Raw genomic sequence first — 24,463 nt, 5'->3', positions numbered from 1 at the left:
TCAATTGACGGGAGGCTGATTAAGATGCTGGTTATCGACAAATATGCATATACAAACCGAATCGTTAATTGGTCACCTAAGATTAAAGGCCTAGTTTGGCTAATGTGTATGGTGATTGCTTTTCAGCCAATCGTTTGGTTGAAAGCCATCCTAATTGTAGCAGTGGCCGCTGACACGATATTTGTTACTAAAATTTCACTTCACAGGTATTTAAAGTGGTTCTACGTCATTTTGCCATTCTTATTGTTAAGCATTATTGGGATTGTGTTTACAATGTCGGCGTCAAAAACTCAATTATATTTTCCAATTCATTTGTTTGGTAACTACTTTGGCGTTTCTAAGGCGATGTTGCCAAAGGGATTGCTACTAGGCGTTCAAGTGCTGGCCGCTGTCGTTAGTACCTATTGGTTTGCCTTAACAACCCCGTTTCGACAGATATTAGATTTGCTGGTATCACTTCATTTATCCAATTTGATTATTGAGGAAACGATGTTGATGTATCGGTTTATTTTCATCTTTATCGATTCGTTCGAAGAAATTCACCGGGCTCAAAAGCTGCGATTTGGTTATCGTAATATTCGGACATCACTTCATTCGTTGTCAATTTTAGTCAAAATGCTGTTTGAACAAATCATGGTGAACTATGAAGCGATGACCCACGCGTTAGATGCCAAACTTTACGATGGTGAATTTAAGGTAGGAAAGAGCAGGCCTCAAAATGATTGAATTAAAGAATGTGAGCTTTGCTTATGAAAAGAATCGCCCAACCTTGAAAAACATTTCGTTGAAGCTGGGTGAGGATAATGAAAATATTGTTGGCATCATTGGCCCAAATGGCTCCGGAAAATCAACGTTATTTTTGAATTTAGTGGGGATACTGAAACCATCGCAAGGTGAAATCTTCGTTGATGGTGTGCCGATTAAGTATGGTAAGCGCGCTTTAAATGAACTCCGTAAAAAAGTTGGCATCGTTTTTCAAAATTCTGATCAGCAGATCTTCTACTCGATTGTTCAAGATGATATTGCCTTTGCACTTCATAATCTTAAATTACCGCAAGCAGAAATTGATGCCAGAGTTGACCGGGTGTTAAAAGAGTTAGATATTGAAAGCATTCGCAATAAGCCAATTCAATATTTAAGCGGTGGCCAAAAGAAACGGGTTGCCATTGCCGGCATCCTGGTCCTGAGATCCGAATGGCTGTTATTGGATGAACCCACCGCTGGCTTAGATCCAGATGGTAAGCGGCGAATGCTGGCCCTCATGAAACGGTTGGTTGCCAACGGACAAAAGATCATCGTTTCCAGTCATGACATGGACTTTATGTATGAAATTTGTGATCATTTCTTCATTCTTAATAACGGTCAAATCGTTAAGTCTGGGCGGAAAAAAGATGTCTTCTTAGATGAACAATTGTTGAATGACTGTAAGCTAGAGCAACCTTGGTTAGTTAAAATTCATCAAAAACTTCATTTGCCGTTATACGCCGATCAACAAGATTTGTTCAATCAACAAGAGTCTGAATTGAAAGGTCGTGAGCAACAATGAGTGCTGAACGGATTATGTTTGTAGGAACAACTTCTGATTCCGGAAAGAGTTGGGCAGTGACGGCTTTATGTCGTATTTTAAAGCAGCGAGGCAAAAAAGTGGCGCCGTTTAAATCTCAAAATATGGCGCTTAACTCGTTTATTACGGCAGATGGGAAGGAAATGGGCCGTGCCCAGGTTTTTCAAGCCGAAGCAGCCGGAGTTGCCCCCGACGTGCGGATGAATCCGATCCTCTTGAAGCCATCAACTGATTCGGATGCCCAGATCGTGTTTATGGGTAAAGTGATCGGGAACATGGGCGCTGCTGAATATCAAAACTATAAGCCCAAGCTTCGGACCAAAGTCATTGATATTTTTAACTCGTTGGCTGCAGAAAACGATGTTGTCGTGCTTGAAGGAGCCGGCAGTCCAACTGAAATTAATCTCAGTGATAACGATATCGTTAATATGGGAATGGCCAAGATGGCCGATGCCCCAGTAATCTTAGTTGCCGATATTGACCGGGGTGGCGTGTACGCAACCATTTACGGCACGATCAAATTATTGCCAAAAGAAGATCAGAAACGGATCAAGGGTATTATCATCAATAAATTTCGCGGTGATGAGTCGCTGTTGGTATCTGGTAATCAAATGATTGAAAAACTGACCGGTGTTCCAGTTATCGGCGTGCTGCCAATGACCGACATTGATTTAGACGACGAAGACAGCGTTTCATTGCAGAGTAAGCGCCAGACCCGAGATACCACGAAGGATATTGACATTGCCGTAATCACTTTGTCAAAGATTTCCAACTTTACTGATTTCCACAGCTTGGAAATACAACCGGACGTGTCAGTCCGCTATGTGCGTCATGCTGATCAAGTTGGGACACCAGACGTGTTAATCATTCCTGGTAGTAAAAACACCAATGAAGACATGGTGTTCCTGCGTGAAAAGCATCTCGACATGGCGATTAAGGAAGCCGCCGAAAATGGCAGCCAAATCGTTGGCATCTGCGGGGGCTATCAATTACTTGGCAATCAGTTGCGAGATCCCGAGTCAGTTGAATCTGATCTAAAGTCTCAGACGGGTCTGGGCCTATTGGACACAGATACGGTTTTTAATGAAGTTAAGACGACAACCCAAGCTGAAGCGAAGCACAGTGGTCAGCTCTTAACCGGTTATGAGATTCATATGGGGACAACAACTTTGGGACCGCAAATGCGCCCGTTTTCCCGAATCATTTCAAATAATGGCAAGCCGACTCATCGGGATGACGGGGCAGTTAATCAAGACGGCAGCGTCTTTGGTACTTATCTCCATGGATTGTTTGACAATATCGATTGGACCCGGCAATTCTTGAATTCAGTGAGAGAGAAGAAGGGATTGAAACCGCTGGGCAAGGCCGTTGAGCGCCAGTTCAACACATACAAGGAGAATCAGTATGACAGGTTGGCCAACGTTTTCAAGGAGCACGTTGATATGAACCGGATCGATGAAATCTTGGCGGCTTCTGAGAATCATGAGTAAAGAAGGGATGAGAAATGCAAAAGCCTTATCCAATTCTATTGGATTTATCAGAAAAAAAAGTCGGCGTTGTTGGCGGTGGTAACGTGGCTGCTCGAAAGATTAAAGGATTACTGGCGGTGGGCGCTGATGTGACGGTTGTGAGTCCCGAGTTAAATGACAAGATTGATGCGGATAGCATTCATTGGATTAACAGCCGTTACGCAGCTGATTATCTCAAGCAAATGGATCTCGTGTTTGCCTGTACCGATGATTTTGAAGTGAACCAACGAATTAAACAGGAAGCAAAACCATTTCAGTTAGTGAACAACACCAGCAACAAGCACAATTCTGATTTTTATAATGTCGCGCAAATTAACAGTGACAACTTTATGATCACGATTTCAACTTACGGTGCTTCTCCGAGTGCGTCCAAGCAACTCAAGGCAAAGATGCTGACTTGGCTCAAATCTCAGTACCCAGATGAAAGAAGGTAAACTCAAAATTGTTCATTATTTATGTCGGGATTGACGTGAACTCTGTCCCAATCGATATCCGGGAAAAAGTCGTTTTCTCCAAGGAAGAACTCGCTGAAGCCAATTCCAAACTTAACCAAGAAAAAAGTGTTCTTGAAAACGTCATTCTATCGACGTGTAACCGGACGGAAATTTATGCTGTGGTCGATCAGGTTCATACCGGTCGATATTACTTGAAACGATTTTTAGCTCGTTGGTTTAATATTCCGTTGGAGCAGATCAATAATTGGGTTAATATTGGTATTAAGGAGAATGCCGTTAAGCATCTCTTTGAAGTGGTCGTCGGATTGGATTCATTGATCATGGGCGAACCACAAATTTTAGGGCAGGTTAAACAAGCATTTTTTAATGCAGAAGATAATGGCACAACGGGAGTTATTTTCAAGCACCTGTTTAATCAGGTCATCTCGTTTTCAAAACGAATGCATACCAAATATCCAACCAGTGAATTGTCACTGACGTCTCATCAAGCGGGGCTCCATCAAATTAAGACTCACTTGGGAACGGTTAAGGGTAACAAGTTGGCCGTTGTCGGTTTGGGAGACGTTGGCTCACATTTGTTAAAGAACGCCAGTACCATGGGATTCGATCATATCTATATCCTGAATCGGACTGACAGCAAGGCCGAAGCGGCTGCTGATGCACTGGGTGATACCGTTGAGGCGGTTCAATTTGATGAATTGCCTGAAGTTGTCACCCAAGTCGATGCGGTCGCAACCGCTGTTTCCAGCAAACAACCTATTTTAACGATTAACTCGCAGGATAGCGGCTCCCTTAAAATCTTGGTGGATCTGGGGGTTCCTCGAAACGTCAAGATTGCCTCTTCGAAGCCATCGTTTGATTACTTTGACATTGATGGGTTACACGAAATCCTCGATGATAATCACGAACTGCGGGATGAGATGTTGGCCAAGACAGAACGTGAGATCCCTCAAGAAGTGACTGACTTCTATATTTGGCAAAAGCAGCTTCACGTGGTCCCCGTCATTCGAGACCTCCGAAAGTCAGCACTGACAGTTGAAAGCAACGTTTACGATAGCTTGATGCATAAGTTGCCTGATCTGGATGAACATGAGCAAAAAGTGATTCGCAAACACATGAAGAGCATCATTAACCAAATGATTAAGGGACCAATTAAGCAGGTAAAGGAGTTGTCTGTCAAGGACGATGCCAATTTTGACCTTGAGTTCTTCTGTGACATATTTGGCCTGCCCAAGGAAGATATGAAATGAGGACGGATTGACATGGAAAAAGTAAAAGTTGTCGGTACCAGGGGTAGTAAATTGGCTGTTGTTCAAACCAAAATTGTGGTCGATTTGCTGGCGAAGAAATTCCCTGATATCCGATTTGAGATCAAAACGATTACGACCCAGGGCGATCGTAATTTGAAGGATAGCCTGCAAAAAATTGGTGGTAAGGGCGTCTTCGTCAAAGAAATTGAGCAAGAATTATATGATCACACAATTGACTTTGCGGTTCATAGCCTTAAAGACGTTACTCCAAAGCTTTCTGAGGGGTTGGTAATTGGGGCTGTCCTCAAACGGGCCTCGCCTTATGATTGCCTGATTACACCACATCAGATTAACGATTTTTCTCAGATCCCTCAAGGAGCCAAGATTGGGACTAACAGCTCGAGGCGCCAGGGTCAATTGTTAAACGCCCGGCCGGATTTAAAAATTGTGCCAATTCGGGGCAACGTTGAGACCCGGATTAAGAAGATTGCAACGGAGAAGCTGTTTGGCGTTGTCCTTGCGGTTTCCGGCTTGAAGCGCCTCGGGGTTGATCTGTCAAAATACACTCAGCTTCCGCTAAAGGACGTGATTATTCCGGCTGCTGGTCAAGGGGCCATTGCGGTTGAATGCCGGGAAGATGATCCTGATACCCTTGCCGTTTTGGATGCCATTAACGACCAAAAAACCCGCGACTGTGTGACAATTGAGCGGAATTTTCTCGGTGAATTGGGTGGCAGTTGTAACTTTCCAATTGGAAGCTTTGCATCAAAGCAGGCGAATGAATATGTTTTCGAGGGGCTGGTGGCCTCAATCGATGGCCAACATTTATTTAAGAAACAAGCTCATCAGAAATCCATCGAGCACTTCGGTGAACAAATTGCCGATGATTTAATTTCTGAGGGCGCATTAAAAATTATTCAATAAACATCAATTTGAAAGGAAGCAATTATTTTGGTAACTTTTGATCGTCATCGTCGTTTACGTACAAGTCCAGCAATGAGGGATCTCGTCCGTGAGACTCATTTGCTTAAGGATGATTTAATTATGCCAGTGTTTGTGGATGCCAATATCAAGGATCGAAAAGAGATTTCATCCATGCCCGGGGTGTACCAATTTAGCCTGGATTCAATTCTGGATGAGATTAAGGTAATTGTCGATAAGGGCATCAAAGCCATTATTTTATTTGGGTTGCCTGATCATAAAGATGAAGTTGGAACTTCCGCTTGGGAAGATGACGGCATTGTTCAGCAAGCCATTCGTAAGATTAAAAAGGCTTATCCTGATTTGATTGTGATTGCTGACACCTGTTTGTGTGAATACACTTCTACCGGTCATTGTGGGGTCGTTAAGGATGGCGTTGTTTTAAACGACGAATCTTTAACTTACATCGTGAAGACCGCTGTTAGCCAAGCCAAAGCAGGTGCTGACATTATTGCACCGTCCAATGCGATGGATGGTTACGTGGCCGCAATCCGTCAAGGCCTTGATGAGAACGACTTCAAGAATTTACCAATCATGTCATACTCAGTCAAATATGCTTCCAGTTTTTATGGTCCATTCAGGGATGCGGCTAACAGTGCGCCAGAATTCGGTGATCGCAAAGGCTACCAAATGGATCCTGCTAATCGATTGGACGCGCTGCGAGAGTCAGCCAGCGATGTAAAAGAGGGAGCCGATTTCTTGATGGTTAAGCCGTCAATGGCCTTCCTGGATGTGATGAGAGAAGTTCGCGATCGGTTTGATTTACCACTAGTTGCCTACAACGTTTCTGGTGAATATGCCATGATCAAAGCAGCTTCACAAAACGGCTGGATCAACGAAGACCAAATTGTTCGTGAAACGTTAGTTGGCATGAAGCGGGCAGGCGCCGATCTGATTATTACTTACTTCGCCAAAGACGTTGCTGATCGCATGAATAAAGGGGAGGTATTTTAAACTTGAGGTCAATTGAAAAATCTAAGCAAGCATTTAAAGAAGCCAGCAATTATTTCCCGGGTGGCGTTAACAGCCCCGTTCGGGCATTTAAGAACGTTGGTGGCGATCCTTTATTCATCAAAAAAGGCGCTGGTTCACATATTTATGATATTGATGGCAATGAATACATCGATTACGTTTTGTCGTGGGGACCACTTATTTTGGGCCACGCTGACCCTAAAGTAGTGAGTGACTTACAAGCTGCCGTTTCAAATGGTACCAGCTACGGGGCCCCAACTGAATTGGAAACTGAACTTGCCAAGAAGATCCAGTCCATCGTTCCCTCGATGGAAATGATGCGAATGGTTTCTTCTGGGACTGAAGCCACGATGAGCGCAATCAGAGTTGCTCGGGGAGTGACTAAACGCGATAAGATCGTCAAGTTTATCGGCAATTACCATGGTCATAGTGATTCCTTACTGGTGGATGCCGGTTCCGGCGTTGCGACGTTTAATATCAACACCTCACCTGGTGTTCCCAAATCTTTAGCTTATGACACATTGACTTCGCCCTATAACGACGTTGAGACCATCAAGCAGATTTTTGCTAAACACGGCGATGAAATTGCTTGTATCATTGTGGAACCGGTTGCTGGTAACATGGGCGTCATCCCGGGGACCAAGGCCTTCTTGCAAACGTTACGGGATCTCACTCAACAATATGGCTCAATTCTGATTTTTGATGAAGTCATGTCAGGATTTCGAGCTGCCTATCACGGTGCGCAACATTTGTATGGGATTAAGCCGGATATGACGACGCTTGGTAAAGTTGTTGGTGGTGGACTGCCGGTCGGTGTCTTTGGTGGTCGCCGCGACATTATGGAGCAGGTTGCGCCGGCTGGTCCGATTTATCATGCCGGAACCCTTTCCGGAAATCCATTGGCAATGACTGGGGGGATCAGTACCCTGAATCAGTTGACCCCAGAGATGTACGAGCAAATGAGTCATAAGGTCGATCGATTGGCTAAAGGCATTGAAGAGGCTGCCAAGGCCCATCATGTGCCAGTGGTCGTTCATCACGTTGGAACGATGTGGAGCTACTTCTTCAACCAAGGGCCGGTGAATAACTTTGCCGATGTCCAAAAGAGTGATATGGACTTCTTCGCGAAATTCTTTAGAGCGTTATTGGCAAATGGCGTTTACACCGCTCCATCTGAATATGAAACTAATTTCATGTCCAGCAAACACACGGACGAGGAAATTGATCAAACGATCGCTGCATTTAATCAAGCATTTGATACCGCTTTGAAAGGTTAATTAACATGGCAAAATTAACACTCATCACGGGTGGCGCCAAGAGTGGTAAATCTGAGGTCGCCGAAGATATGTACGCTGACGAGCACGGGGTTTGCTACATCGCTACCAGTGTCATCAGAACGAACCAAGATTCTGAGATGAAATTAAAAATTAAAAAGCATCGTCAGCGTCGTCCAGCCGATTGGACAACCGAAGAGCGTTACAAGGATGTCAGTATTTTTGTGTTGATGAATGATTATCAAAAGTATTTGTTAGACGACGCAACAATGATGACAACGAACCTGTTCTTTGATCTGGTTGCTAAAATGTACAACGATTTTCCCGGCGACGTTGATGGAGACATCGACAGGATGAACAAAGATGAAATTGAGTCCATTCAAACCACAATTTTGCAGGAATTTTCCAAGGTGGTTGACTCTTTGCGCCGAACCGATCAAGAGATGACGATTGTTACCAATGAAGTTGGCCTGGGGTTAGTTCCAGCTTCCAAGGAGTCGCGAATTCTCCGGGATACTTACGGGCTGGTGAACCAGTTGTTGGCTAAAAAAGCTGATGATGTGTATTTTGTGATCTCCGGCCTGACTCAGAAGATCAAGTAGGATTGGGGGGATAAAATGGCTTATCTGATTACCTATCCGAAACATAATGTTGCCAGCGACCTTCAAGCCCAATTAGCTGCCAAAGCTGAGACCATTTATCTGCCACTCGGGCACTTTCAACCAGTTCAATTAACTGCGGCGGACGTTTCATTAATTAAACAGTCTCAATTTTTAATTTTAACGAGTCCGGTGGCGGTGAATCTTTATTTGAACCGGTTAAAGTCGCTTAATCCAAACGCGACCCTTTTAGTCATTAGTCCCAAGATGGCAAATATCCTTAAAGCCGGTGGGATTCGTGACGTTCGCGTTGCTGAGGAAGAAAACGGTCGTTCATTGGCAAAATGTGTGACCTCGGAAATGGCAGTCAAAACATGCCTGCTGCGAGGTGATAAGAGCGCTATTCAGCAATTCTTGCCAAAATCCGTCAGTCAGGTCATGATCTATGAGAATTATTGGGATCAGCAACTGGCCGATGCGGCGATTCAACAATTACACGGCCACAGGTTCACAAGGGTGTTGGTGACCAGCCCATCCAGCTTTGAACGGCTGACAGAAATTGCAAAACGGATTCCTGAATGTTTTTCAGACGTGACTTATTACACGTTAGGCCGGACCACTGCCAAAGTGATCCCTGCGAGCAAGGTGATTGTGGGTGAAGGCCCTGGCGTCTTAAGAAATACAATTTCAAAGATGTGTGAGGCCTGAAGTTTTAAGAAAACAAAACGAGTGGGTTTGAAACAAAATGGATTTAACCCAGATTTAAAATAAAAGCGGCAATGCATTCTAATTTTGGATGCACTGCCGTTTTATTTGACTGGCGGGGGTGGCCGCTTGTCGCAAGTTTTATCAATCTAAGAAAGGAAAACCAAGTTGTATTTATGTTCAATTTGCCAGCTAATATCCCAGCCACACACGTTTTGGTGAGGATGCCGGTGTGAATAGGCTGACTTGAGATTATCGAATATAGGATGCAGCATATGTCCACTGGATTACCGATTTCTTATTGACCGTAATTTCGGCGGCCGGCGCCATTGGTTGGTTGCAGTCAACCGTGTAGATCCAACCCCTTTCATCGTCTGAATCGGTGTAATCGCCGATCCGACTAATGTAGGGGTAGCCATTGACTGAATGGAAGTAATACGGAATATTGTTGCGGTTGAAGAACCGTTTAGACACATCATAGACACTATCACTACTATTCCAAGATAGGTCCCGGGAAATTGTGTAGATCTTGTCGATTGATGCATTTGTTTTTCGGTAAAGCAATGGCGTTTCGCCGGTATATGATTTGAAAATTTTAGTGAAATAACTCGTTTGCGAATAGCCGAGCTGACTCGCGATTGCACTGATCTTTGCGTTGGTGGTAATCAATTTTTCGCAGGCCAGGGCAATTTTGAGGCTATTTACATAATTGATGAAGTTCACGCCAAGCTTTTGTTTAAATGCCTTACTCAGGTAGGACGGCGACAAAAAGACTGATTTGGCAACTGATTCAAGCGATAATGGCTGGTTAATATTGGACTTGATAAATGACAGGGCGCGTTGAATATTAACTTGAGAATCGTTATTCAAATGAGTGGTGGAATTGGTGGCAAGGTGGCCTGATTCAGGATGAATCATCTCGGTAATTCCGACCAACTTGCGTAATACGGTGACATTAGCCAAATCGTCTGCCCGAACCGCATTCAAAATTGAAACGTCATTTGGCGCAGCTTTAAAGACGTTGTTAAAAATGTTCTCTAAAAATGTTCGCGCTAACTTAATTCGCTCAGGTGTAATCCCTGAACCCTCACAAATGATAAATCCAGACAGGCTGTTTTTTAAAATGACTGGAAAAATAAAGAAAGAATTTGTATTCGAAGTCGGAAGATTTTTTAGAACATCTTCTGTTTTGGTGTAGACGTTACCGTCAATCAATAATCGATTATCCAGGTCAAAATAATAACCGTTAATTTGACTGACCTTCGAAAATTCATTAATCCCTTCAGAAATTGATTTATAGATAGTTGTTTTCGTATTATTTGGTGTGATCATGAGCACCTTCCCTCGGGTAGATTATATAATAATATCTTGTGCAGTGCTGAATAATGATAAAAATAATTGAAAATTCTTAGAATTTGAATAAAAATCTTGATTTGTAACACTATTTGTCTCTTAAAATACGATAATTTCATTCTTTATCAAAATTTATTCTTTAGATATTCAAAAATGTTATAAAAATAATGTCAAAAATGGAACTATTTTCTTCAAATTGTTGAAGCGAGCATGATATTTAAAGTATTACAAATCCAAAGATTGCAAGCGTTTCCAAGCGGATGCTGTTATAATTAAAACAGTGATTATCCGATCATGTGAAATAATTCTATTAGTGATCGGAATACCAGTGAGAAGGATGAGGGTTGAATATGGCGATTAAACAAACAAAAAAGTCGATACAGACTAAACAAACGGTCGATCTGAAGGCTGCGGATAAACTATTAAAGCAGTTCGCTAAAGTTGTGAACAGTGATCATGCGGTTCGAAAAGCCAAAAAAGATGAAGTCTTTAGTTGTGGAGTTGACTTAGGAACGTCTTCAATTGTTTTAACGGTTCTGGATAAAGACGACAACATCATTTACGGTGCATTTGAATATGCCAAGGCAGTGCGTGATGGGATTGTTGTCAACTACGTGGATTCAGTCAACATTTTGAAGCGGTTGAAACACAAGGCAGAAGACGTATTAGGCGTTGAACTCACCACAGCTTGTGGGGCAATTCCACCTGGCACAGGAGACGGTGCTGCAAAAATTGTTGCCAACGTCATCGAGTCGGCGGAACTGCAATGCAAACACGTGGTTGACGAACCAACAGCTGCGGCCAAGTTCCTGAATCTTAAGACGGGGACTGTTGTGGACATTGGTGGTGGCACAACCGGGATTAGTGTCTTCAATCATGGAAAATTAACTCAAGTGCTGGACGAAGCCACTGGCGGTTTCCATATGACCCTGGTCTTAGCTGGTAACCACAAAATTGACTCCGATGATGCCGAATTATTAAAGCGTGATCCGGAAAAAGAGGATGAAGTGTTCCCGGTTATCCGACCAGTTGTCGAAAAGATGGCCACGATTGTCAAAGATTCAGTTGGCAGCTCAATCAAGCAACCCGTTGTCGTCGTGGGTGGTGCGATTAATTTCAAATCATTTATTCCGGCATTTAGCAAAGTATTAGGAATCCCAGCGTATAAGACCGCCTTTCCACAGTTCATCACCCCATTGGGAATTGCAATGTATGACCACGATTAGTGAGCGTAGCAAAGCGATTAGCAACCGAAACATAAGGCTTCTCAAATAGAAATCCCGAGTTTAAATTAAGAAAAGGCCTCAATGATGATCCGCTCATCATTGAGGCCTTTCGCTTTGGGTTTTCATTAATTGTGGCTATTTTCTACCAGAGACACATTTCAGGTGATTAAATGACTCAAGTTTAAGTGGTTCCAACCATGATTCACTTCCAGTGCACTTCGTAGATCAATCCTGTACAATATACATTAGATTATCTGCGGAGGAGAATGTGGGATGAATGATAAAGGAATCGTCAATTTTAGAGATATTGGTGACACTGTTGTGGCAGGTGGGTACCTAAAGCCGGGCTATTTCTATCGAAGTGGTGAAATCAGTAGTTTGAATTCCCAGCAAATCTCATTTTTGAAAAATGATTGTCAGCTCGATTCAATTTTTGACTTTCGAAACCAAAATGAAGTTGCCAAGGATCCGGATACCAAGATTCCGGGCACTCGCTATTTTAAGGATGATATCTTGGCTGACCAAACGACTAATGGTGCGAGCTTGGCGGGGATGTTTGCCAATGGCGGCCATATTCGGGACGCGATGCTCAAAACATATGAACAAATTGTGTTAAGCGATTCTGCGCAAGCCGGTTATCGTGAATTTTTCAATGAGATCATTCAAAGTCGCAAGCCAACTTTGTTTCATTGTTTTGCCGGCAAGGATCGAACAGGGTTTGCTGCCGCGGTGATTCTAAAAATGGCAGGGGCTAGCGATGAGGCCATCATGAAAGATTATTTGCTGACTAATGAACTGAGAAAAGCCGCCAATGCTAAGTTACTTGAACAATTCAAGCAAGAAGTTAATGAGCAGCAACTGCACAACTTGAGTGTTGCCCTGGTCGTCGATCAGGATTATTTATTACATGCTGAAGAGACGATCAAACAGAATTTTGGCAGCTTTGAGGGCTACTTGAAATCCGGATTAAAATTAGATGATGGTTACGTTAATGAGTTTCGGCATGCTTTTGTGGCAGCAAAGTAAACGCATACTTGTTTGTGGAACGCAAAATTGCTAAAATTAGGTTGATTAGAAGCGTCAGTTTAGCACACCAATAAATGCGTCACGAGAAAAGGTGAACTTCATGGTTAACAAACCACTTGTTTTTGATTTTAACACCGCTCAGAGTAAGCCGGAGAACATCAAACATCCTGATGGGTATTGCCCGTTTTGCGACGTTGATCACTTGGAAAATATTTTGGCCAAGGAAGACGATCGGATTTGGCTGGTTAATAAGTTCCGGACGTTAGAGGATACGTTGCAGACCGTCTTAATTGAATCCAGTGATCACAACGGGGGTCCATCGACCTATTCGGTTGAACAGAACCGGAAAGTCTTCGAATTTGCATTTCGTTGCTGGCATCAAATGATTGCTTCAAATAAATATGCCAGCGTTGTGATGTACAAGAATTTCGGCCCATTATCTGGTGGTAGTTTGCGGCATCCTCACTTCCAAATTGTTGGCCTCAACCATTATGACGTTTACCAAAATGTGGGCGTTCGTAATTTTAATGGAGTCGAGGTTTCCAAAAATGCGGATCGTCAAATCACACTGTCGACTGATCCAATTATTGGATTTGTGGAGATCAATATTGCCATTAATAATGAAAAAGAGATCGATAATCTTGCCGATGCCGTTCAAGCGATCATTAAGTATTTGTTGAAAGACTATATGCACGGGACAATGACTTCTTATAATTTGTTTTTCTATAAGATCTACAGTAAGTTTTATTGTAAAATTGTTCCCCGATACGCGACTTCGCCATACTATGTGGGATATAAGATTGCTCAAGTTCAAAATAGGCCGCGATTGGAAGAGATTGCGGAGGATATTCGGCATCAGTTGCCATAATTGACAAGAAAAAACCAATTGAATATGTCAGCGTAAAGAGCCAATAGCGCAACCATCCAATCAGGACAGGTTGCGCTATTGGCTTTATTGCACAGTTGGTTTGATTTTTATACCGCACTCACGAGTGGAATCGTTGAATCTTCATTCACAACTGTGACATTGGTATCTTGTGCCAATGCCTGCTTAATCATTTGGTTAATCTCAGCATAAATTTTTGGATCGTTTTGGTTGATTTCATCTCGTGAAGCAACGAATAAATGACGAATGTCTTTTGAGTTTAGCAAGTTCTGAATATTGGTAAAGTCGGTAAATAGTTTGTCGCGGAACGTTTTGGTGATAGCATCTGCGGTGTTGGTCTGATTGTGCTTCTCAATTTGATCATTTACCAGCTTGGCAATTTCGGTAGGAGCCAGGTTCTGGATAGATTGGTCAATTTCAACCGGAGCAAGTGGCAAGCTGTTATTTAATTTCTTGAACAAATTAATATTCTGGGCGAGTCCCATTAAAATAAATTGATGGTTGGACAAATCGCTGTCCTTATTGATTAAGTCGATAATGAAACGGTAATAACGTTCCTGGTCGATCATCTTTTCCTGGCTGGTTTCATTATGACCATGATACTGGGTGGAACCACCTTTGCCACTAAAGTTCAGTTCACCGCCACGGATTTCAGTCCCAAGTGCATCTTGAACGGTAGCTGGGTAATCTTTGACTGCTAAAGGATTAACCCGTTTGCTTTTTAGTTCGTACAATTTACTATTGTCACGATTAATTTCAATTAAAGTATAGTCGGAATTTGGTGCCTCGCTCAATAACAACAACCAGTCAATTGAGTCTTCAATTCGATAATCAGCTTCCTCAACACTGGTGCGAATTAAGTGATAGACCTTGGACCCGGTTTTATCAGTGATCACCGAAATTCCTTCATAAGGCAGTTGTTGGCGGGTTAAGTCATCTACGTCAATGACAAATGACTTGAGGTCACTGCCAGATTTCTTTTCGATTTCTTTGAGCATATTATTGACCCAGAGCCGTTCACTTTGATCAAATGCCAGCTTACGCAGGTTTAGATTCAACGTAATCACTGGCGCCTGTAAATCAGGTAATTTTGCCAAGTCGGAAACACTTATAATAGTTGCCATAAATAGGACACTCCTTCGTTTAGAATTATTATAGATTGTGAAATCCATAACTACTATATTAAGTGTATCAAATTAGGCATGCAAAGTCGTGTTTCTAGCTTGTGAAAGAGCTTACATCATCTTGCTTGCTTCCGATCAATGTGAATGACTCGAATCAGCGTTACGAGGGCTGCCATTAGAACTAACAAAAGTGCCAATAGCCTGAAGTTCCCTTTAAATAATGCATCGCCACTGAATGAGTAAAGAGCAGAAACGGCCAGACTGCCTATTAAACACAGTGAAAATAACTGGGGCGGGGAGAATTTTAAATCTGTTGCGGCAACGTTGATGAGCATACTTGGAATAAATGGAATTGAGTAACCGATGACCACTCCTAGTTTTGGATGGCGCATGTTGATCAAATCCGCATATAACCGATTAGGACGGCGCTTGACCCAATGATTAGAAATTGTGTTTAAAAACGTTGCGGCAATAAAGTTTCCCATCGTAATGCCAATAACGTTAACCATAAAACCAAGCCAGTGGCCGAAACAAATCCCGGCAACAATTCCAATAATTGAGGCGGGAAAGCCTGGAATAACTGAAAATAAGATTATTAAAAGCGAAAATGAAATGAGATCTATGGGGGAGCTGGATTGAGAATGGCTGATAATCCACTGACGCTCAGCGGCTTCATTGAAAAGTAGCCGAATCTTTGGTTCAAAACGCATCACTAAGAATACCAGCAGCAGGCATCCCAGAATGGCAGCACAGATTAAACTAGTTATTTCAAAATGTTTTTTCATTGTGGTCTCCTTGAGGCGCTTCTTTAAAAATAATTTGGGTTAGCTGTTGGGGCGTTAGCGAGCGACTCTGTTGGAAAATTTGGTACGCCTCACGTGGGGGTAAAATTGGCTCTTGATTAAGCCAAAAGGTGATCAGATCAATAATTCCCTGGGAAACGATTTCTTTAGCGAATGCTGCTGGAATTTGAGTGGCAATAGTTGATGGGGATGCTTGGGGCTCAACTAAGACTTCTTCAATCAACCGCTTCACTTTAGCAACGATCTTTGTCGTATTACCGTTCAAGAGAAGAGCCGCTAAGTCTCTTTGACGATATAAATATTTGAATAACTGAAAAAATGCATTATTTTCTTTGTCAACGCTTTGAATGGTTGAGTTTAACTGAGGTTTTTGAAATCTTTTAAAAATCTCACTAATGTTTGCCACAATTTCATCTTCATAGTGATTAAGCAGATCGTATTTATCAATGTAGTGTAAATAAAAAGTTCCCCGACTAATGTGGGCCTCCTGACACAGTTTTTGAATCGTTAGTTTGTCAAACCCAGATAAATTGATGAGCTTGATAAATGCTTTTTGAATTTTAATTTCAGTCGCCAGCATTTTGGTATTTGCTTCCAAGGACTTCATCTCCAATAGACACGTTGTTTACTTTCTACCTAATTAAACAATAAATTCAATCAATTCGCAATTAACATTTTGAGAAAATTTGTCCAGTAATCCGGATAGTCGCTGGTTTCAACCTAACGATAACGCTTAAAAATAATGCTGAACTCAACTGAACAAAATGGTCATGATTGCATATTGCCAACGTAACTCGTTAACATTACTATTTCAAATGAACATAGTGTTAATTTGAAAGGTGGTCATTAAATGTTAGCTAGTGAATGGAAGTATCTAAATAAACACAAAATGAGTCTCGTAGTTCTAGTTGCGATTGCCCTAATCCCAGCAATCTATTGTTTTATCTATTTATCTTCGATGTGGAATACTTATGGGAAAATGGATCGGTTACCGGTTGCAATTGTCAATCATGATCGATCGACGACCTATCATGGGAATCGGATTGATATTGGTAGTAGTTTAACTAATAAACTGACAAAGGCAGACACTCTGGATTTTCACCATGTTTCTTCAAAGCGGGCAGCCGAACAGCTTCGAAAGGGGAAGTTTTATATGGTTTTAACCATCCCTAAGAATTTCTCTTCTCGTGCAACGACAATCATAGGAGCAACCCCTCAGCGAATGAACCTTCATTTTACCTTTAATTCTGGTCAGAATTTTATTGCCTCAAAGATGACGACAGGCGTGGCCACAGCCATTAAAGCAAAGGTCTCAACGCAAGTAACCCGACTTTACTCAACAATTATATTACGTGCGTTGGGTACTGCAACTGAAGGAATGAAGCGGGCAGCAGTCGGTAGCCAGGAAATGTATCACGGAACTCAAAAGCTTGTGAATGGGGAAAGACATTTAAATGGCGGGATGCACTCGCTTAAGTCAGGTATTAGCCAACTTTCTGCAGGTAGCGGTAATTTGGTTGTTGTAAATCAGACAATGACCGCCGGATTTTCGAAAGTAATGGTTAGTACACCAACGGCAAATATTCAGCGCTTAGGATCCGCCAATGCGAAAGTTGGTAACGGACTGATTGAAATTCAGCGACATGTGCCAGCGCTTCAAACGGGTGCTGATCAGCTTGCCAATGGTAGCATAGCGTTAGCAAGCGGTACCGATAAAATTTTAAAGGAAACGAAAATAATGTCGGCGAGCCTTGACCAGGGGGCCAAAAAACTTCAAGTCATTCACACTAAGGCAGTAAATGCAGCAGCAATTGCCAATCCTGTCCATGAAGTTACGAAGGATATTTCAAAGGTTCCAAACAACGGGACCGGGATGGCTCCCTTCGCAATTGCAATCGGATTGTATGTTGGCGCGATCGCCTTAGGGACAATGTACGAAGGCTTTTTACCTCATCGAAAGCCTAAATACGCGATTACATGGTGGGCAAGTAAAGCCTCAGTGGTTGGTGCAGTTGGCTTTTTACAGACAATTTTATTGTTTTATTCGTTAACACAAGCAAATCAATTAGTAATTACTCGCTCTGGGACATTCTTTTTGGTTCTATTGCTTGGATCGTTCTTGTTTTTATCGCTTATTTTTTGCTTACGCCTGCTATTAGGCGGTTTTGGGACATGGCTGGTTTCAATTGTTTTGGTCCTTCAATTAGCAGCCTCTGGTGGCCTGTATCCCACTTATTTAACGGATTCTTTTGCCCAGTCACTAAATGAATGGTTGCCGATGACTTATCTGATAAACGCGTTAAGAAGTTTAATTTCCACTCATCAGGGGATTACGGTTGATCTGGTCGTTATGATTGGCTTGATTGTGGGATTCAACTTCGCAATGATTTTGCGGTTTCAACTAGGACTTCACCAAAGCGTTATTGAAATTGACTCTGAAATTGTGTAAGGATGGGGATGACAGGAATGCAAGGTCGTAATCAGATCGGATACTCTTTGGAAACTAAGAGTCGAGAGAATGCGATTCACGCAAGTCATATGTTACTCATTAATTTATTGATGTACACGATAATTTCGGCGGCCGAACTTTGGATAGGGACGGTTGATCATTCAGTAGCCTTAATAGCAGATGGCGAAAATAACTTTACTGGGATTGTAGCCGTTATTTCCTTAATTGTTGGCCTAACATTCTCCAGGCGGCCGTCTGATGAATACCACGTGGAAGGACACTGGCAGTACGAAAACCTGGCCGCTTTTTCTTGCTGGGCTAACAATGTTTTTAGTTGGTGTTAATTGTATCTGGAAGGGTGGCACCAAAATTATTGTCTTTGTGGATGGGAAGACCGGAAGCCAATTGAATGGTCAGGCTGCTTACATGGCAGTCGTTTCGGGAACAGTGATGTTAACGTTGGCAATCATCAATCATGTAGTGAGTCAAAGGTTTGAGAGCACGTCACTAGCAGCATCAGCCCAAGATCTTTTTAGTGATTCACTAACATCTTTTGGGACGATGTTAGCTATTGCAGGAGCGGCTTTTTTGCATATTGATTGGATTGATGCGGTTGCGGCGATACTACTTGGTAGTTTTATCATTTATAATGGTTCGAAAATTTTAAGTGATAGTGCGGCTAAACTCTCAAATGGCTTTAATCCGCAGATCCGAAAGAAAATTGTCAAGAATATTCAGGAAGTAAATGGCGTAAGGGGTGTTACCTTCATTGATGTTCGATATTCAGGAAGTAATATGATTATTGCGGCGGAAATCGAACTGGTCGGCGAAAAATCAGTGTCTAAGGCTTATCAAATCTGTAAAGAGATTGAGCATTTACTGCAACTTAACTTTCCAATTTTATATTGCTGTATTCAAGTGAAGCCAGTAGAGATCAATTAACGAGATAATTAAAGCGCACCAAAAAGAGCCGCTATCGTTAAGGTAGCAGCCCTTTTGTATCTATTAATTAACCTTCAGTGCCCTTTGTGTTTCTCAATTCGTTTGGCTTTCTTCTGCAAGTAATGGCGTTGTTGGCAACAATTTCGTTCGGTAACGGTTAAATGTTTTCTTTGTTGCTTAGCAGCCTCAAATTGTTCTTTTAAGGTTGACTGAGCCTTAGTGCTTGTGTTGTGAGTCATTGCCTTATTGGCTAATCGTTGCTGTCGCTTAGGGTTGACGTGTTTGACAATCGCAATCCTGGAAGAATAGCTGTCCTTCCTAAAAAAATGGATGTTCCGCCAGTTTTTCATTACTAACTGAATAATAGCTGGTGTTTTTGGCTCGGAAGTTCCCAAGGTAACTTGAGCAACCTCATACTGATTAGCCGATTTACGCTCAAAAATCGCTTTGTAAAACGGTGGTTCAAAGACAATCGTTAGTTGACTGGTAATGATATTCATTAATAGACCCTCCTATAGTTGATGCGGAAAGACGGACGACCTAGGAGGAAGGATACTGATCGTATAGCTGGAAATACGACATCCGGACTACCAACCGAATCTGTGTTTTTACTTTCCAAATTAAATGTAGCAAACATTAATGAATTAATAAACATTAGATTAAGCGAACTAAAAAATCCCAGCTGTTTGAAGGCTGGGAGAGAATGAATAAATTATTTTGAATCTTTTAGTAGAAGTTTCAAAACTTCGTATACCAATGAATTGGCGTATTCCATCGAAGCTTTGTCACCATTTTTAACTAATTGCGCTAATTGATCGGTTGAATCGCCAGCCGTTGGATTATACCGGCCACTTTTGACCCGCTCATTATGACGAACGGTTGCTGCCTGAATTGCGGAACCGATTAGTTCCTGTAATTTGTCATCATCCATTTGAATTGCCACCTTTCACGCTCATTATAGCAAATAAGCGGGGACTTAGAGGGTAAATGATTGCTTGGATGTTCTCAACGAATTAAAATGACCTTGGTTTAAAACTAAAAGGAGATGTTTTTATGGCAAAATTAACTCAAGCAATGAAAGACATGATTGCCGGCGAACTATCATATATTTCAACTGTTGATGCAGCTGGCAATCCGGATGTTGGACCCAAAATTTCGATGAGGATTTTGGACGATGAACATCTTATCTATAATGAAATGACTGGCGGTCAAACTCAAGCCAACATTAATGATAATGGTAAGGCAATTGTGGCAGTTGCCAACGCCAAAGCATTGAAGGGATTTCGGTTTGGTGGTACTGCCAAGCTATATACTGATGGGGCATATTATGACCAAGCTGCCAAGTGGGCTGAAGGCAAGTTTCCAGTTCCTAAGGGTGCCGGCATAATCACAATTGAAAAGATTTGGACACTTGATCCCGGCCCTAAAGCTGGTAAATTAGTTGAGGAATAGAATTCAGCGGTCATAAGCACGAGATATTGGATAGGAAGTCACCGGAATGGAATGCTTATTTTTCCATTGAGTGGCTTCTTTCTTTAAAAGTGAGTCGTGATCTGTTTTTAATTCCTTACGTTTGTTATAGGCTAGGCAGTTGATCTGGCTATTTAAGATCCATTTAACCCACCTTCAATAAACTACTCATAATTAGAAAGTTAGCTTGATTATCAGTATGAAAGGAAGGTACTCATGATGGTTCGATGGATTCCATTTTTTATGAATGTCACTGCGTTGATGATTTGGTTAAAACTGCAATCCCGGCGCTTATCCCAGTTGTCGTTATGGCAGCTCGTCACGGTTATTTCGTCAGTGAGTTATGTCATGGTGGTTGGCTACCTCACGTTGGCACCGACCTCGAATGTTTTTGTAACAGACCAACAAGTTGCCCCGATGATGATCGGTAAAGCACCCGTGAACTTGATCCCATTTTGGAGCACATCGGCGGATTTTTACCAGAACGCGTTGATGATGATTCCAATGGGCGTGTATTTGGCACTTTTAGTTCCAGGCTTTAAGTTTAAAGACGTTGTTTTGACAGGCACTTTAGTGGGAATTGGCATTGAAAGCCTCCAGTTGATTCTTGATATCACAGTTAATTTGTCTCGTTGGGTAGATATTAACGATGTGCTGACAAATGCCTTTGGGGTCATGGTGGGATGGTTGATCATGAGGGGATTAGAACACACAAAAGTGAAAGCTTTTATTAATCTATTTTTGGTTAATCTATGATTGATAATCTATCAAAAATAGAGAACACCCAGGTTAGCTGGTGTTCTCCATAAAGGAGATTAATTTGTGTACCAACCATTGTAATTTTTACTCCAATGGTTCCACCCCTTAATTGGTCCCGTCTTGAAAGCAACTTGCTTTTTACCCCTATGGTAACGATAGATCACTTTTTTGTAATTCCAGCCACTTGGATAAATCATGTTCAGTCCACGGATAATATAACCATGGCCAGATTTCTTGTAATGAACGTCTTTGAGATCGTCCGGGTCACCCCCGCCACCGAATAGTAATGCTTTTGTTGACGTGATTTTAAAGACTGAAGTAAATGGACTGTGAGCGTTGTGCTGCTTATAGGTACCCCTAATTGCGCGCGGAGTTCCTTTATGCCAGCTCGCTGCGGATGTAGGTGAACTAAATAGCGGTAATGTTACAGCCACTGCTGCAGCGGCCAATAATGCTTTTTTCATGTTATTCCTCCTCAAAATTATAATACCTTAAAATAAGTATGAAAAGAAGTACCCCCAGACAGGAGATGTTGGGCAAATTACGGGTTAAGCTTAATTTCGAAATCATGACAATATAAATTCAAAATAAGGAAATCACATCATGACAACTATTAATATTGAAGTCGCTAGAAAAGAAAAATTTTGGTAGGAACACTTAACTGATTTGTTCGGAGTGCCTTTATACGTCTTCGTTTTAAAATACCCGTATTTAACAGCTTGAAGATGCGTATCATCTTCATATTGACAAAGTTATTTTCAAGAATTCCAAAGAATCGGGCGAAGAAACATACCCGATGAAAGAAATTTTGAAGGAGTTCGTAAACGATAATTAATGTACAAATGAAAAATCAACCCTATTAATTTTCAGTCAATAAAATAACATTTGTGCTAACAGTTATTAATACAGAGGAAGCAAATGACTGTCGACTATTCAGAAATCTCTACCCGGAGTGTTTGGATTTGGCCCCTTGAATTAAAGGTGTAAGTATCGTAACCGTGAAGGGCAAATAATTCACCAGTTTTCTTTCGGCCTGAAACTGCCCATTCTGCCTGATACTTGCTATCTTTCACAAATACTCTGCAGAGATGCTTTAACTGTTCATTGCGTTCAAAGAACGCTTGAAAAAAATGCCTGATATTTGGGATGCCAATGCAAGTATCTCCGGTCGCGCTTTGGACGGTTGAATCATTCGCAAAAAGTTTGATAATGGAATTGAGCGCTTCTTGATCGTTGGATGCTTGATCAGATAATTTGAAGTATTGGTTAATTATTTTTTCTGGTTGATTCATATTGATTCCTTCTTTCAACTGTTTATTATATACTAAACAGTTGAAAAATAAAGTCTGTGAGGTGAGAAGATGGCAGAATCTCAATTACCCGATATTGATTTGAAAAATATCCCAATCACAAAAATCTTGAAATCATTAAGTGATCCCACCAGGTTAGCAATCATTACCAGGCTTGAAAATGATGGAACCGAAATTTCGTGTGCGGAATTCGACCATTTAGGTAAGAAAAGTAATCTTTCTCAACATTATCGGAATTTAAGACTATCGGGACTGATTTCCATTAGGCGAGAAGGCCGGCATAGTTATTTAAGCTTGCGAAAGGACGACCTAGACAAAGAATTCCCTGATTTGATCGAAAGTATTGTGAAAAGCATAAATGGGCACAATTCTATTGGAATCTAATCACTTCTATATTTGGACAATCTATGATAAGATAATTATTGTATCGGGGTCGTTATGGATTCGACGGGTATAGGTTGAGCCTGGATTGCGTTTCGTGCAGCGTCACGTTAAACCGCCCAGTTTATTATAACTGCAAAAAATAATAACAATTCTTACGCTTTAGCTGCCTAATAAGCGCTTAACGTAGATCCTCCTAATCTCGCCCATGGGTTAGATCTGGGTCCTAAATTTAGTGGGCTCACGCAAATTGCTCCCACCTGAAGTGATTTGAAGAGACCAATCAGGTTAGCTTACTGTGGGTGCCTTGATTTATGGCGTTTCAGTAGGTGAACTTCAAATAATAGATCTATGAACGTAGATATCTAGGTGGCGATATGCTCGGACGCGGGTTCAACTCCCGCCGACTCCATTGATGGTTAAAAAGCCAGTCGTAATTAACGCTTAAAACGTTGATATGACTGGTTTTTTATTTTTATAACAAATTGCCAAATATCACGAAATGGCATTCAATGGCATTCAATTTTGAATCAATTAACCGTGGTAGGAATGGGCTGTTATCCGTTTTGGGTAGCAGTTTTTATTTGCCCTGACAGATGAATGTCAGTCAAAAAATAGTTTTTCCTTTCTGCTGATTCCACGACAAAAAGCCACCTCCGCCAAAGTTAAAAAAAGCTATCATATAGACAAATCTGGTTATCCATATCAAGTTGTTTCCTTTGAGGGAAATGGCTTTTTATTTTGTTTTAACCTTTATAAACATCTCGTCTATGACCGATTGAGATGACTAAGACAACTAACTGGTCATCATGCATTTCACAAATAACACGAAAATCCCCGATTCGATAACGCCAGTAACCCGCCAGATTTGAAGTTAAGGCTTTGCCACGGCTATAAGGATTAGCAATACCATCAATATTTAAATATAGCCACCGAGTGATTAACGCAGATTGGTGCTTGTCCATCTTTTTTAATGCCTTAATGGCTTCTTTAGAAAATTTTAGTCGATAACTCATTTATCTAAACCGCCAAACTCTTTTAATACTTCATCCATTGAGTAGGTCTTTTCGCCGCTTTCTTCAAACCGTTTATGGGCAATGTCAGCCATCTGTTTATCATACTCATCTTCTAATTGTTCCATGGAATATTTTTTTACTAAGTCGGATAAGGAAAGACCATAAAAATCAGCCATGTACTTGAGCCATTCTTTTTCTTGGTCACTAACCCTAATTGTAATCATTGCCATTGTAGCATCCCTCCCTTACGTATTACATTGTAATATCATTTGGAACAAAAGTCTACGATAGGGATGCAGCCTTTCTTTAGATCTTGAATTGTCAAATTAAGTGCAACACGACATTAAAGAATATTTCATAAGGCGTTTTCCATCCGAGACATTTACGGG

Annotated in this window: 29 protein-coding genes and 1 other RNA gene; 20 read left to right on the top strand and 10 right to left on the bottom strand. The window is 41.6% G+C overall.

From position 1 onward, the window contains the following. The first annotated feature begins 24 nt into the window (after positions 1–24). Genes cbiQ through QUF07_RS04510 form a run of 10 tightly spaced genes read left to right on the top strand, consistent with a single transcriptional unit; the run spans position 25 to position 9,332 of the window. Positions 25–726 carry a cobalt ECF transporter T component CbiQ gene (cbiQ, locus tag QUF07_RS04555; protein WP_289426886.1) on the top strand — a complete coding sequence of 234 codons (702 nt, stop codon included), beginning with the start codon at positions 25–27 and terminating at the stop codon, positions 724–726. Further along, entirely contained in the window at positions 719–1,546 is an 828-nt protein-coding gene (locus QUF07_RS04550; RefSeq protein ID WP_289426885.1) for an energy-coupling factor ABC transporter ATP-binding protein, read from the top strand. The genes cbiQ and QUF07_RS04550 overlap by 8 nt, the downstream gene beginning before the upstream one ends. Then, positions 1,543–3,054 (top strand): cobyric acid synthase, encoded by a 1,512-nt coding sequence (locus QUF07_RS04545; RefSeq protein WP_217341907.1) that lies wholly within the window; start codon positions 1,543–1,545, stop codon positions 3,052–3,054. The genes QUF07_RS04550 and QUF07_RS04545 overlap by 4 nt, the downstream gene beginning before the upstream one ends. A gap of 14 nt (positions 3,055–3,068) precedes the next feature. Then, positions 3,069–3,527 (top strand): precorrin-2 dehydrogenase/sirohydrochlorin ferrochelatase family protein, encoded by a 459-nt coding sequence (locus QUF07_RS04540; RefSeq protein ID WP_217163688.1) that lies wholly within the window; start codon positions 3,069–3,071, stop codon positions 3,525–3,527. An 8-nt stretch (positions 3,528–3,535) separates the two neighbouring features. Further along, on the top strand, positions 3,536–4,798 hold the full coding sequence (hemA, locus tag QUF07_RS04535; RefSeq protein WP_289426884.1) for a glutamyl-tRNA reductase: 1,263 nt from the start codon (positions 3,536–3,538) through the stop codon (positions 4,796–4,798). Between the two features lie 12 nt (positions 4,799–4,810). Beyond that, positions 4,811–5,722: a hydroxymethylbilane synthase gene (gene hemC, locus QUF07_RS04530; protein ID WP_217163692.1), complete on the top strand. Its 912-nt coding sequence runs from the start codon at positions 4,811–4,813 to the stop codon at positions 5,720–5,722. Between the two features lie 27 nt (positions 5,723–5,749). After that, positions 5,750–6,733, top strand: coding sequence for a porphobilinogen synthase (gene hemB, locus QUF07_RS04525; RefSeq protein ID WP_217163694.1), 984 nt, complete (start codon positions 5,750–5,752; stop codon positions 6,731–6,733). 2 nt (positions 6,734–6,735) lie between these two features. Further along, a complete protein-coding gene (hemL, locus tag QUF07_RS04520; RefSeq protein WP_217163696.1) occupies positions 6,736–8,028 on the top strand; it encodes a glutamate-1-semialdehyde 2,1-aminomutase in 1,293 nt (430 codons plus the stop codon). Between the two features lie 5 nt (positions 8,029–8,033). Continuing rightward, positions 8,034–8,627 (top strand): bifunctional adenosylcobinamide kinase/adenosylcobinamide-phosphate guanylyltransferase, encoded by a 594-nt coding sequence (locus tag QUF07_RS04515; RefSeq protein ID WP_217163698.1) that lies wholly within the window; start codon positions 8,034–8,036, stop codon positions 8,625–8,627. A 15-nt stretch (positions 8,628–8,642) separates the two neighbouring features. Next, positions 8,643–9,332: a uroporphyrinogen-III synthase gene (locus QUF07_RS04510; RefSeq protein WP_217163703.1), complete on the top strand. Its 690-nt coding sequence runs from the start codon at positions 8,643–8,645 to the stop codon at positions 9,330–9,332. A 249-nt stretch (positions 9,333–9,581) separates the two neighbouring features. On the opposite strand, the gene QUF07_RS04505 is transcribed toward QUF07_RS04510, so the two are convergent. Next, complete coding sequence (locus QUF07_RS04505) at positions 9,582–10,661, bottom strand: AraC family transcriptional regulator (protein ID WP_217165444.1); 1,080 nt, start codon at positions 10,659–10,661, stop codon at positions 9,582–9,584. A gap of 371 nt (positions 10,662–11,032) precedes the next feature. Here QUF07_RS04505 and eutJ point away from each other — a divergent pair, with 371 nt between their 5' ends. The 3 genes from eutJ to QUF07_RS04490 all read left to right on the top strand — a co-directional run bounded on the left by eutJ (position 11,033) and on the right by QUF07_RS04490 (position 13,802). After that, positions 11,033–11,908 carry an ethanolamine utilization protein EutJ gene (gene eutJ, locus QUF07_RS04500; RefSeq protein ID WP_217165442.1) on the top strand — a complete coding sequence of 292 codons (876 nt, stop codon included), beginning with the start codon at positions 11,033–11,035 and terminating at the stop codon, positions 11,906–11,908. A gap of 273 nt (positions 11,909–12,181) precedes the next feature. Continuing rightward, positions 12,182–12,934 carry a tyrosine-protein phosphatase gene (locus QUF07_RS04495; protein WP_217164919.1) on the top strand — a complete coding sequence of 251 codons (753 nt, stop codon included), beginning with the start codon at positions 12,182–12,184 and terminating at the stop codon, positions 12,932–12,934. 100 nt (positions 12,935–13,034) lie between these two features. Continuing rightward, positions 13,035–13,802, top strand: a complete 768-nt coding sequence (locus tag QUF07_RS04490) for a DUF4931 domain-containing protein (RefSeq protein ID WP_217164917.1) — start codon at positions 13,035–13,037, stop codon at positions 13,800–13,802. 107 nt (positions 13,803–13,909) lie between these two features. Here the strand turns inward: QUF07_RS04490 and QUF07_RS04485 are convergent, their stop codons facing one another. From QUF07_RS04485 to QUF07_RS04475, 3 genes are all read right to left on the bottom strand, one after another. Beyond that, positions 13,910–14,944, bottom strand: a complete 1,035-nt coding sequence (locus tag QUF07_RS04485) for a baeRF6 domain-containing protein (RefSeq protein ID WP_289426883.1) — start codon at positions 14,942–14,944, stop codon at positions 13,910–13,912. 116 nt (positions 14,945–15,060) lie between these two features. Further along, positions 15,061–15,729, bottom strand: a complete 669-nt coding sequence (locus QUF07_RS04480; RefSeq protein WP_289426882.1) for a TVP38/TMEM64 family protein — start codon at positions 15,727–15,729, stop codon at positions 15,061–15,063. Beyond that, entirely contained in the window at positions 15,713–16,345 is a 633-nt protein-coding gene (locus tag QUF07_RS04475; protein ID WP_283812287.1) for a TetR/AcrR family transcriptional regulator, read from the bottom strand. The genes QUF07_RS04480 and QUF07_RS04475 overlap by 17 nt, the downstream gene beginning before the upstream one ends. 252 nt (positions 16,346–16,597) lie before the next feature. Here QUF07_RS04475 and QUF07_RS04470 point away from each other — a divergent pair, with 252 nt between their 5' ends. The 3 genes from QUF07_RS04470 to QUF07_RS04460 are packed head-to-tail and all read left to right on the top strand — an operon-like array spanning position 16,598 to position 19,138. Next, positions 16,598–18,196: a YhgE/Pip family protein gene (locus QUF07_RS04470; RefSeq protein WP_289426881.1), complete on the top strand. Its 1,599-nt coding sequence runs from the start codon at positions 16,598–16,600 to the stop codon at positions 18,194–18,196. Between the two features lie 8 nt (positions 18,197–18,204). Then, complete coding sequence (locus QUF07_RS04465; protein WP_289426880.1) at positions 18,205–18,540, top strand: cation efflux transmembrane domain-containing protein; 336 nt, start codon at positions 18,205–18,207, stop codon at positions 18,538–18,540. Next, on the top strand, positions 18,521–19,138 hold the full coding sequence (locus QUF07_RS04460; RefSeq protein ID WP_289426879.1) for a cation diffusion facilitator family transporter: 618 nt from the start codon (positions 18,521–18,523) through the stop codon (positions 19,136–19,138). The genes QUF07_RS04465 and QUF07_RS04460 overlap by 20 nt, the downstream gene beginning before the upstream one ends. 74 nt (positions 19,139–19,212) lie before the next feature. Here the strand turns inward: QUF07_RS04460 and QUF07_RS04455 are convergent, their stop codons facing one another. Together QUF07_RS04455 and QUF07_RS04450 are read right to left on the bottom strand one after the other, a co-directional pair. Further along, positions 19,213–19,638: a YjdF family protein gene (locus QUF07_RS04455; RefSeq protein WP_217164912.1), complete on the bottom strand. Its 426-nt coding sequence runs from the start codon at positions 19,636–19,638 to the stop codon at positions 19,213–19,215. A 212-nt stretch (positions 19,639–19,850) separates the two neighbouring features. Continuing rightward, positions 19,851–20,069 (bottom strand): hypothetical protein, encoded by a 219-nt coding sequence (locus tag QUF07_RS04450; RefSeq protein WP_289426878.1) that lies wholly within the window; start codon positions 20,067–20,069, stop codon positions 19,851–19,853. A gap of 122 nt (positions 20,070–20,191) precedes the next feature. Here QUF07_RS04450 and QUF07_RS04445 point away from each other — a divergent pair, with 122 nt between their 5' ends. Together QUF07_RS04445 and QUF07_RS04440 are read left to right on the top strand one after the other, a co-directional pair. Beyond that, the gene (locus QUF07_RS04445; RefSeq protein WP_289426877.1) at positions 20,192–20,590 is read left to right on the top strand and encodes a pyridoxamine 5'-phosphate oxidase family protein; all 399 of its coding nucleotides are present in this window, start codon (positions 20,192–20,194) and stop codon (positions 20,588–20,590) included. Positions 20,591–20,824: 234 nt separating this feature from the next. Continuing rightward, positions 20,825–21,364 carry a VanZ family protein gene (locus QUF07_RS04440; protein WP_289426876.1) on the top strand — a complete coding sequence of 180 codons (540 nt, stop codon included), beginning with the start codon at positions 20,825–20,827 and terminating at the stop codon, positions 21,362–21,364. 59 nt (positions 21,365–21,423) lie between these two features. Here the strand turns inward: QUF07_RS04440 and QUF07_RS04435 are convergent, their stop codons facing one another. Both QUF07_RS04435 and QUF07_RS04430 read right to left on the bottom strand, forming a co-directional pair. Next, complete coding sequence (locus QUF07_RS04435; RefSeq protein WP_217164904.1) at positions 21,424–21,831, bottom strand: hypothetical protein; 408 nt, start codon at positions 21,829–21,831, stop codon at positions 21,424–21,426. 465 nt (positions 21,832–22,296) lie between these two features. Next, positions 22,297–22,659, bottom strand: coding sequence for a nuclear transport factor 2 family protein (locus tag QUF07_RS04430; RefSeq protein ID WP_217164902.1), 363 nt, complete (start codon positions 22,657–22,659; stop codon positions 22,297–22,299). Between the two features lie 69 nt (positions 22,660–22,728). Here QUF07_RS04430 and QUF07_RS04425 point away from each other — a divergent pair, with 69 nt between their 5' ends. Both QUF07_RS04425 and ssrA read left to right on the top strand, forming a co-directional pair. Beyond that, on the top strand, positions 22,729–23,061 hold the full coding sequence (locus QUF07_RS04425; protein WP_217164900.1) for an ArsR/SmtB family transcription factor: 333 nt from the start codon (positions 22,729–22,731) through the stop codon (positions 23,059–23,061). Positions 23,062–23,106: 45 nt separating this feature from the next. Beyond that, positions 23,107–23,473: a transfer-messenger RNA gene (gene ssrA / locus QUF07_RS04420) on the top strand. Between the two features lie 331 nt (positions 23,474–23,804). On the opposite strand, the gene QUF07_RS04415 is transcribed toward ssrA, so the two are convergent. Together QUF07_RS04415 and relB are read right to left on the bottom strand one after the other, a co-directional pair. Further along, positions 23,805–24,074 (bottom strand): type II toxin-antitoxin system RelE family toxin, encoded by a 270-nt coding sequence (locus tag QUF07_RS04415; protein WP_217161842.1) that lies wholly within the window; start codon positions 24,072–24,074, stop codon positions 23,805–23,807. Further along, the gene (gene relB, locus QUF07_RS04410; protein ID WP_217161844.1) at positions 24,071–24,304 is read right to left on the bottom strand and encodes a type II toxin-antitoxin system RelB family antitoxin; all 234 of its coding nucleotides are present in this window, start codon (positions 24,302–24,304) and stop codon (positions 24,071–24,073) included. The genes QUF07_RS04415 and relB overlap by 4 nt, the downstream gene beginning before the upstream one ends. Between the last annotated feature and the right edge of the window lie 159 nt (positions 24,305–24,463).

It is taken from the genome of Lentilactobacillus sp. TOM.63 (assembly GCF_030361045.1).
GTDB lineage: Bacteria > Bacillota > Bacilli > Lactobacillales > Lactobacillaceae > Lentilactobacillus > Lentilactobacillus dabitei.
The sequence above is the reverse complement of the archived record's forward strand: the minus strand, read 5'-3'. Positions and strand labels throughout refer to the sequence as shown.

Excerpts from the sequence above, each read along its gene's own strand:
- QUF07_RS04435 (WP_217164904.1), bottom strand. The coding sequence starts at position 21,831 with ATGAAAAAAGCATTATTGGCCGCTGCAGCAGTGGCTGTAACATTACCG.
- QUF07_RS04415 (WP_217161842.1), bottom strand. The coding sequence starts at position 24,074 with ATGAGTTATCGACTAAAATTTTCTAAAGAAGCCATTAAGGCATTAAAA.
- QUF07_RS04490 (WP_217164917.1), top strand. The coding sequence starts at position 13,035 with ATGGTTAACAAACCACTTGTTTTTGATTTTAACACCGCTCAGAGTAAG.
- QUF07_RS04470 (WP_289426881.1), top strand. The coding sequence starts at position 16,598 with ATGTTAGCTAGTGAATGGAAGTATCTAAATAAACACAAAATGAGTCTC.
- QUF07_RS04480 (WP_289426882.1), bottom strand. The coding sequence starts at position 15,729 with ATGAAAAAACATTTTGAAATAACTAGTTTAATCTGTGCTGCCATTCTG.
- QUF07_RS04455 (WP_217164912.1), bottom strand. The coding sequence starts at position 19,638 with ATGAATATCATTACCAGTCAACTAACGATTGTCTTTGAACCACCGTTT.
- QUF07_RS04510 (WP_217163703.1), top strand. The coding sequence starts at position 8,643 with ATGGCTTATCTGATTACCTATCCGAAACATAATGTTGCCAGCGACCTT.
- hemC (WP_217163692.1), top strand. The coding sequence starts at position 4,811 with ATGGAAAAAGTAAAAGTTGTCGGTACCAGGGGTAGTAAATTGGCTGTT.
- QUF07_RS04430 (WP_217164902.1), bottom strand. The coding sequence starts at position 22,659 with ATGAATCAACCAGAAAAAATAATTAACCAATACTTCAAATTATCTGAT.
- QUF07_RS04505 (WP_217165444.1), bottom strand. The coding sequence starts at position 10,661 with ATGATCACACCAAATAATACGAAAACAACTATCTATAAATCAATTTCT.
- QUF07_RS04485 (WP_289426883.1), bottom strand. The coding sequence starts at position 14,944 with ATGGCAACTATTATAAGTGTTTCCGACTTGGCAAAATTACCTGATTTA.
- QUF07_RS04465 (WP_289426880.1), top strand. The coding sequence starts at position 18,205 with ATGACAGGAATGCAAGGTCGTAATCAGATCGGATACTCTTTGGAAACT.
- QUF07_RS04540 (WP_217163688.1), top strand. The coding sequence starts at position 3,069 with ATGCAAAAGCCTTATCCAATTCTATTGGATTTATCAGAAAAAAAAGTC.
- QUF07_RS04495 (WP_217164919.1), top strand. The coding sequence starts at position 12,182 with ATGAATGATAAAGGAATCGTCAATTTTAGAGATATTGGTGACACTGTT.
- QUF07_RS04445 (WP_289426877.1), top strand. The coding sequence starts at position 20,192 with ATGGCAAAATTAACTCAAGCAATGAAAGACATGATTGCCGGCGAACTA.
- QUF07_RS04450 (WP_289426878.1), bottom strand. The coding sequence starts at position 20,069 with ATGGATGATGACAAATTACAGGAACTAATCGGTTCCGCAATTCAGGCA.
- relB (WP_217161844.1), bottom strand. The coding sequence starts at position 24,304 with ATGGCAATGATTACAATTAGGGTTAGTGACCAAGAAAAAGAATGGCTC.
- QUF07_RS04515 (WP_217163698.1), top strand. The coding sequence starts at position 8,034 with ATGGCAAAATTAACACTCATCACGGGTGGCGCCAAGAGTGGTAAATCT.
- eutJ (WP_217165442.1), top strand. The coding sequence starts at position 11,033 with ATGGCGATTAAACAAACAAAAAAGTCGATACAGACTAAACAAACGGTC.
- QUF07_RS04545 (WP_217341907.1), top strand. The coding sequence starts at position 1,543 with ATGAGTGCTGAACGGATTATGTTTGTAGGAACAACTTCTGATTCCGGA.
- QUF07_RS04460 (WP_289426879.1), top strand. The coding sequence starts at position 18,521 with ATGTTTTTAGTTGGTGTTAATTGTATCTGGAAGGGTGGCACCAAAATT.
- QUF07_RS04425 (WP_217164900.1), top strand. The coding sequence starts at position 22,729 with ATGGCAGAATCTCAATTACCCGATATTGATTTGAAAAATATCCCAATC.
- cbiQ (WP_289426886.1), top strand. The coding sequence starts at position 25 with ATGCTGGTTATCGACAAATATGCATATACAAACCGAATCGTTAATTGG.
- QUF07_RS04440 (WP_289426876.1), top strand. The coding sequence starts at position 20,825 with ATGATGGTTCGATGGATTCCATTTTTTATGAATGTCACTGCGTTGATG.
- QUF07_RS04550 (WP_289426885.1), top strand. The coding sequence starts at position 719 with ATGATTGAATTAAAGAATGTGAGCTTTGCTTATGAAAAGAATCGCCCA.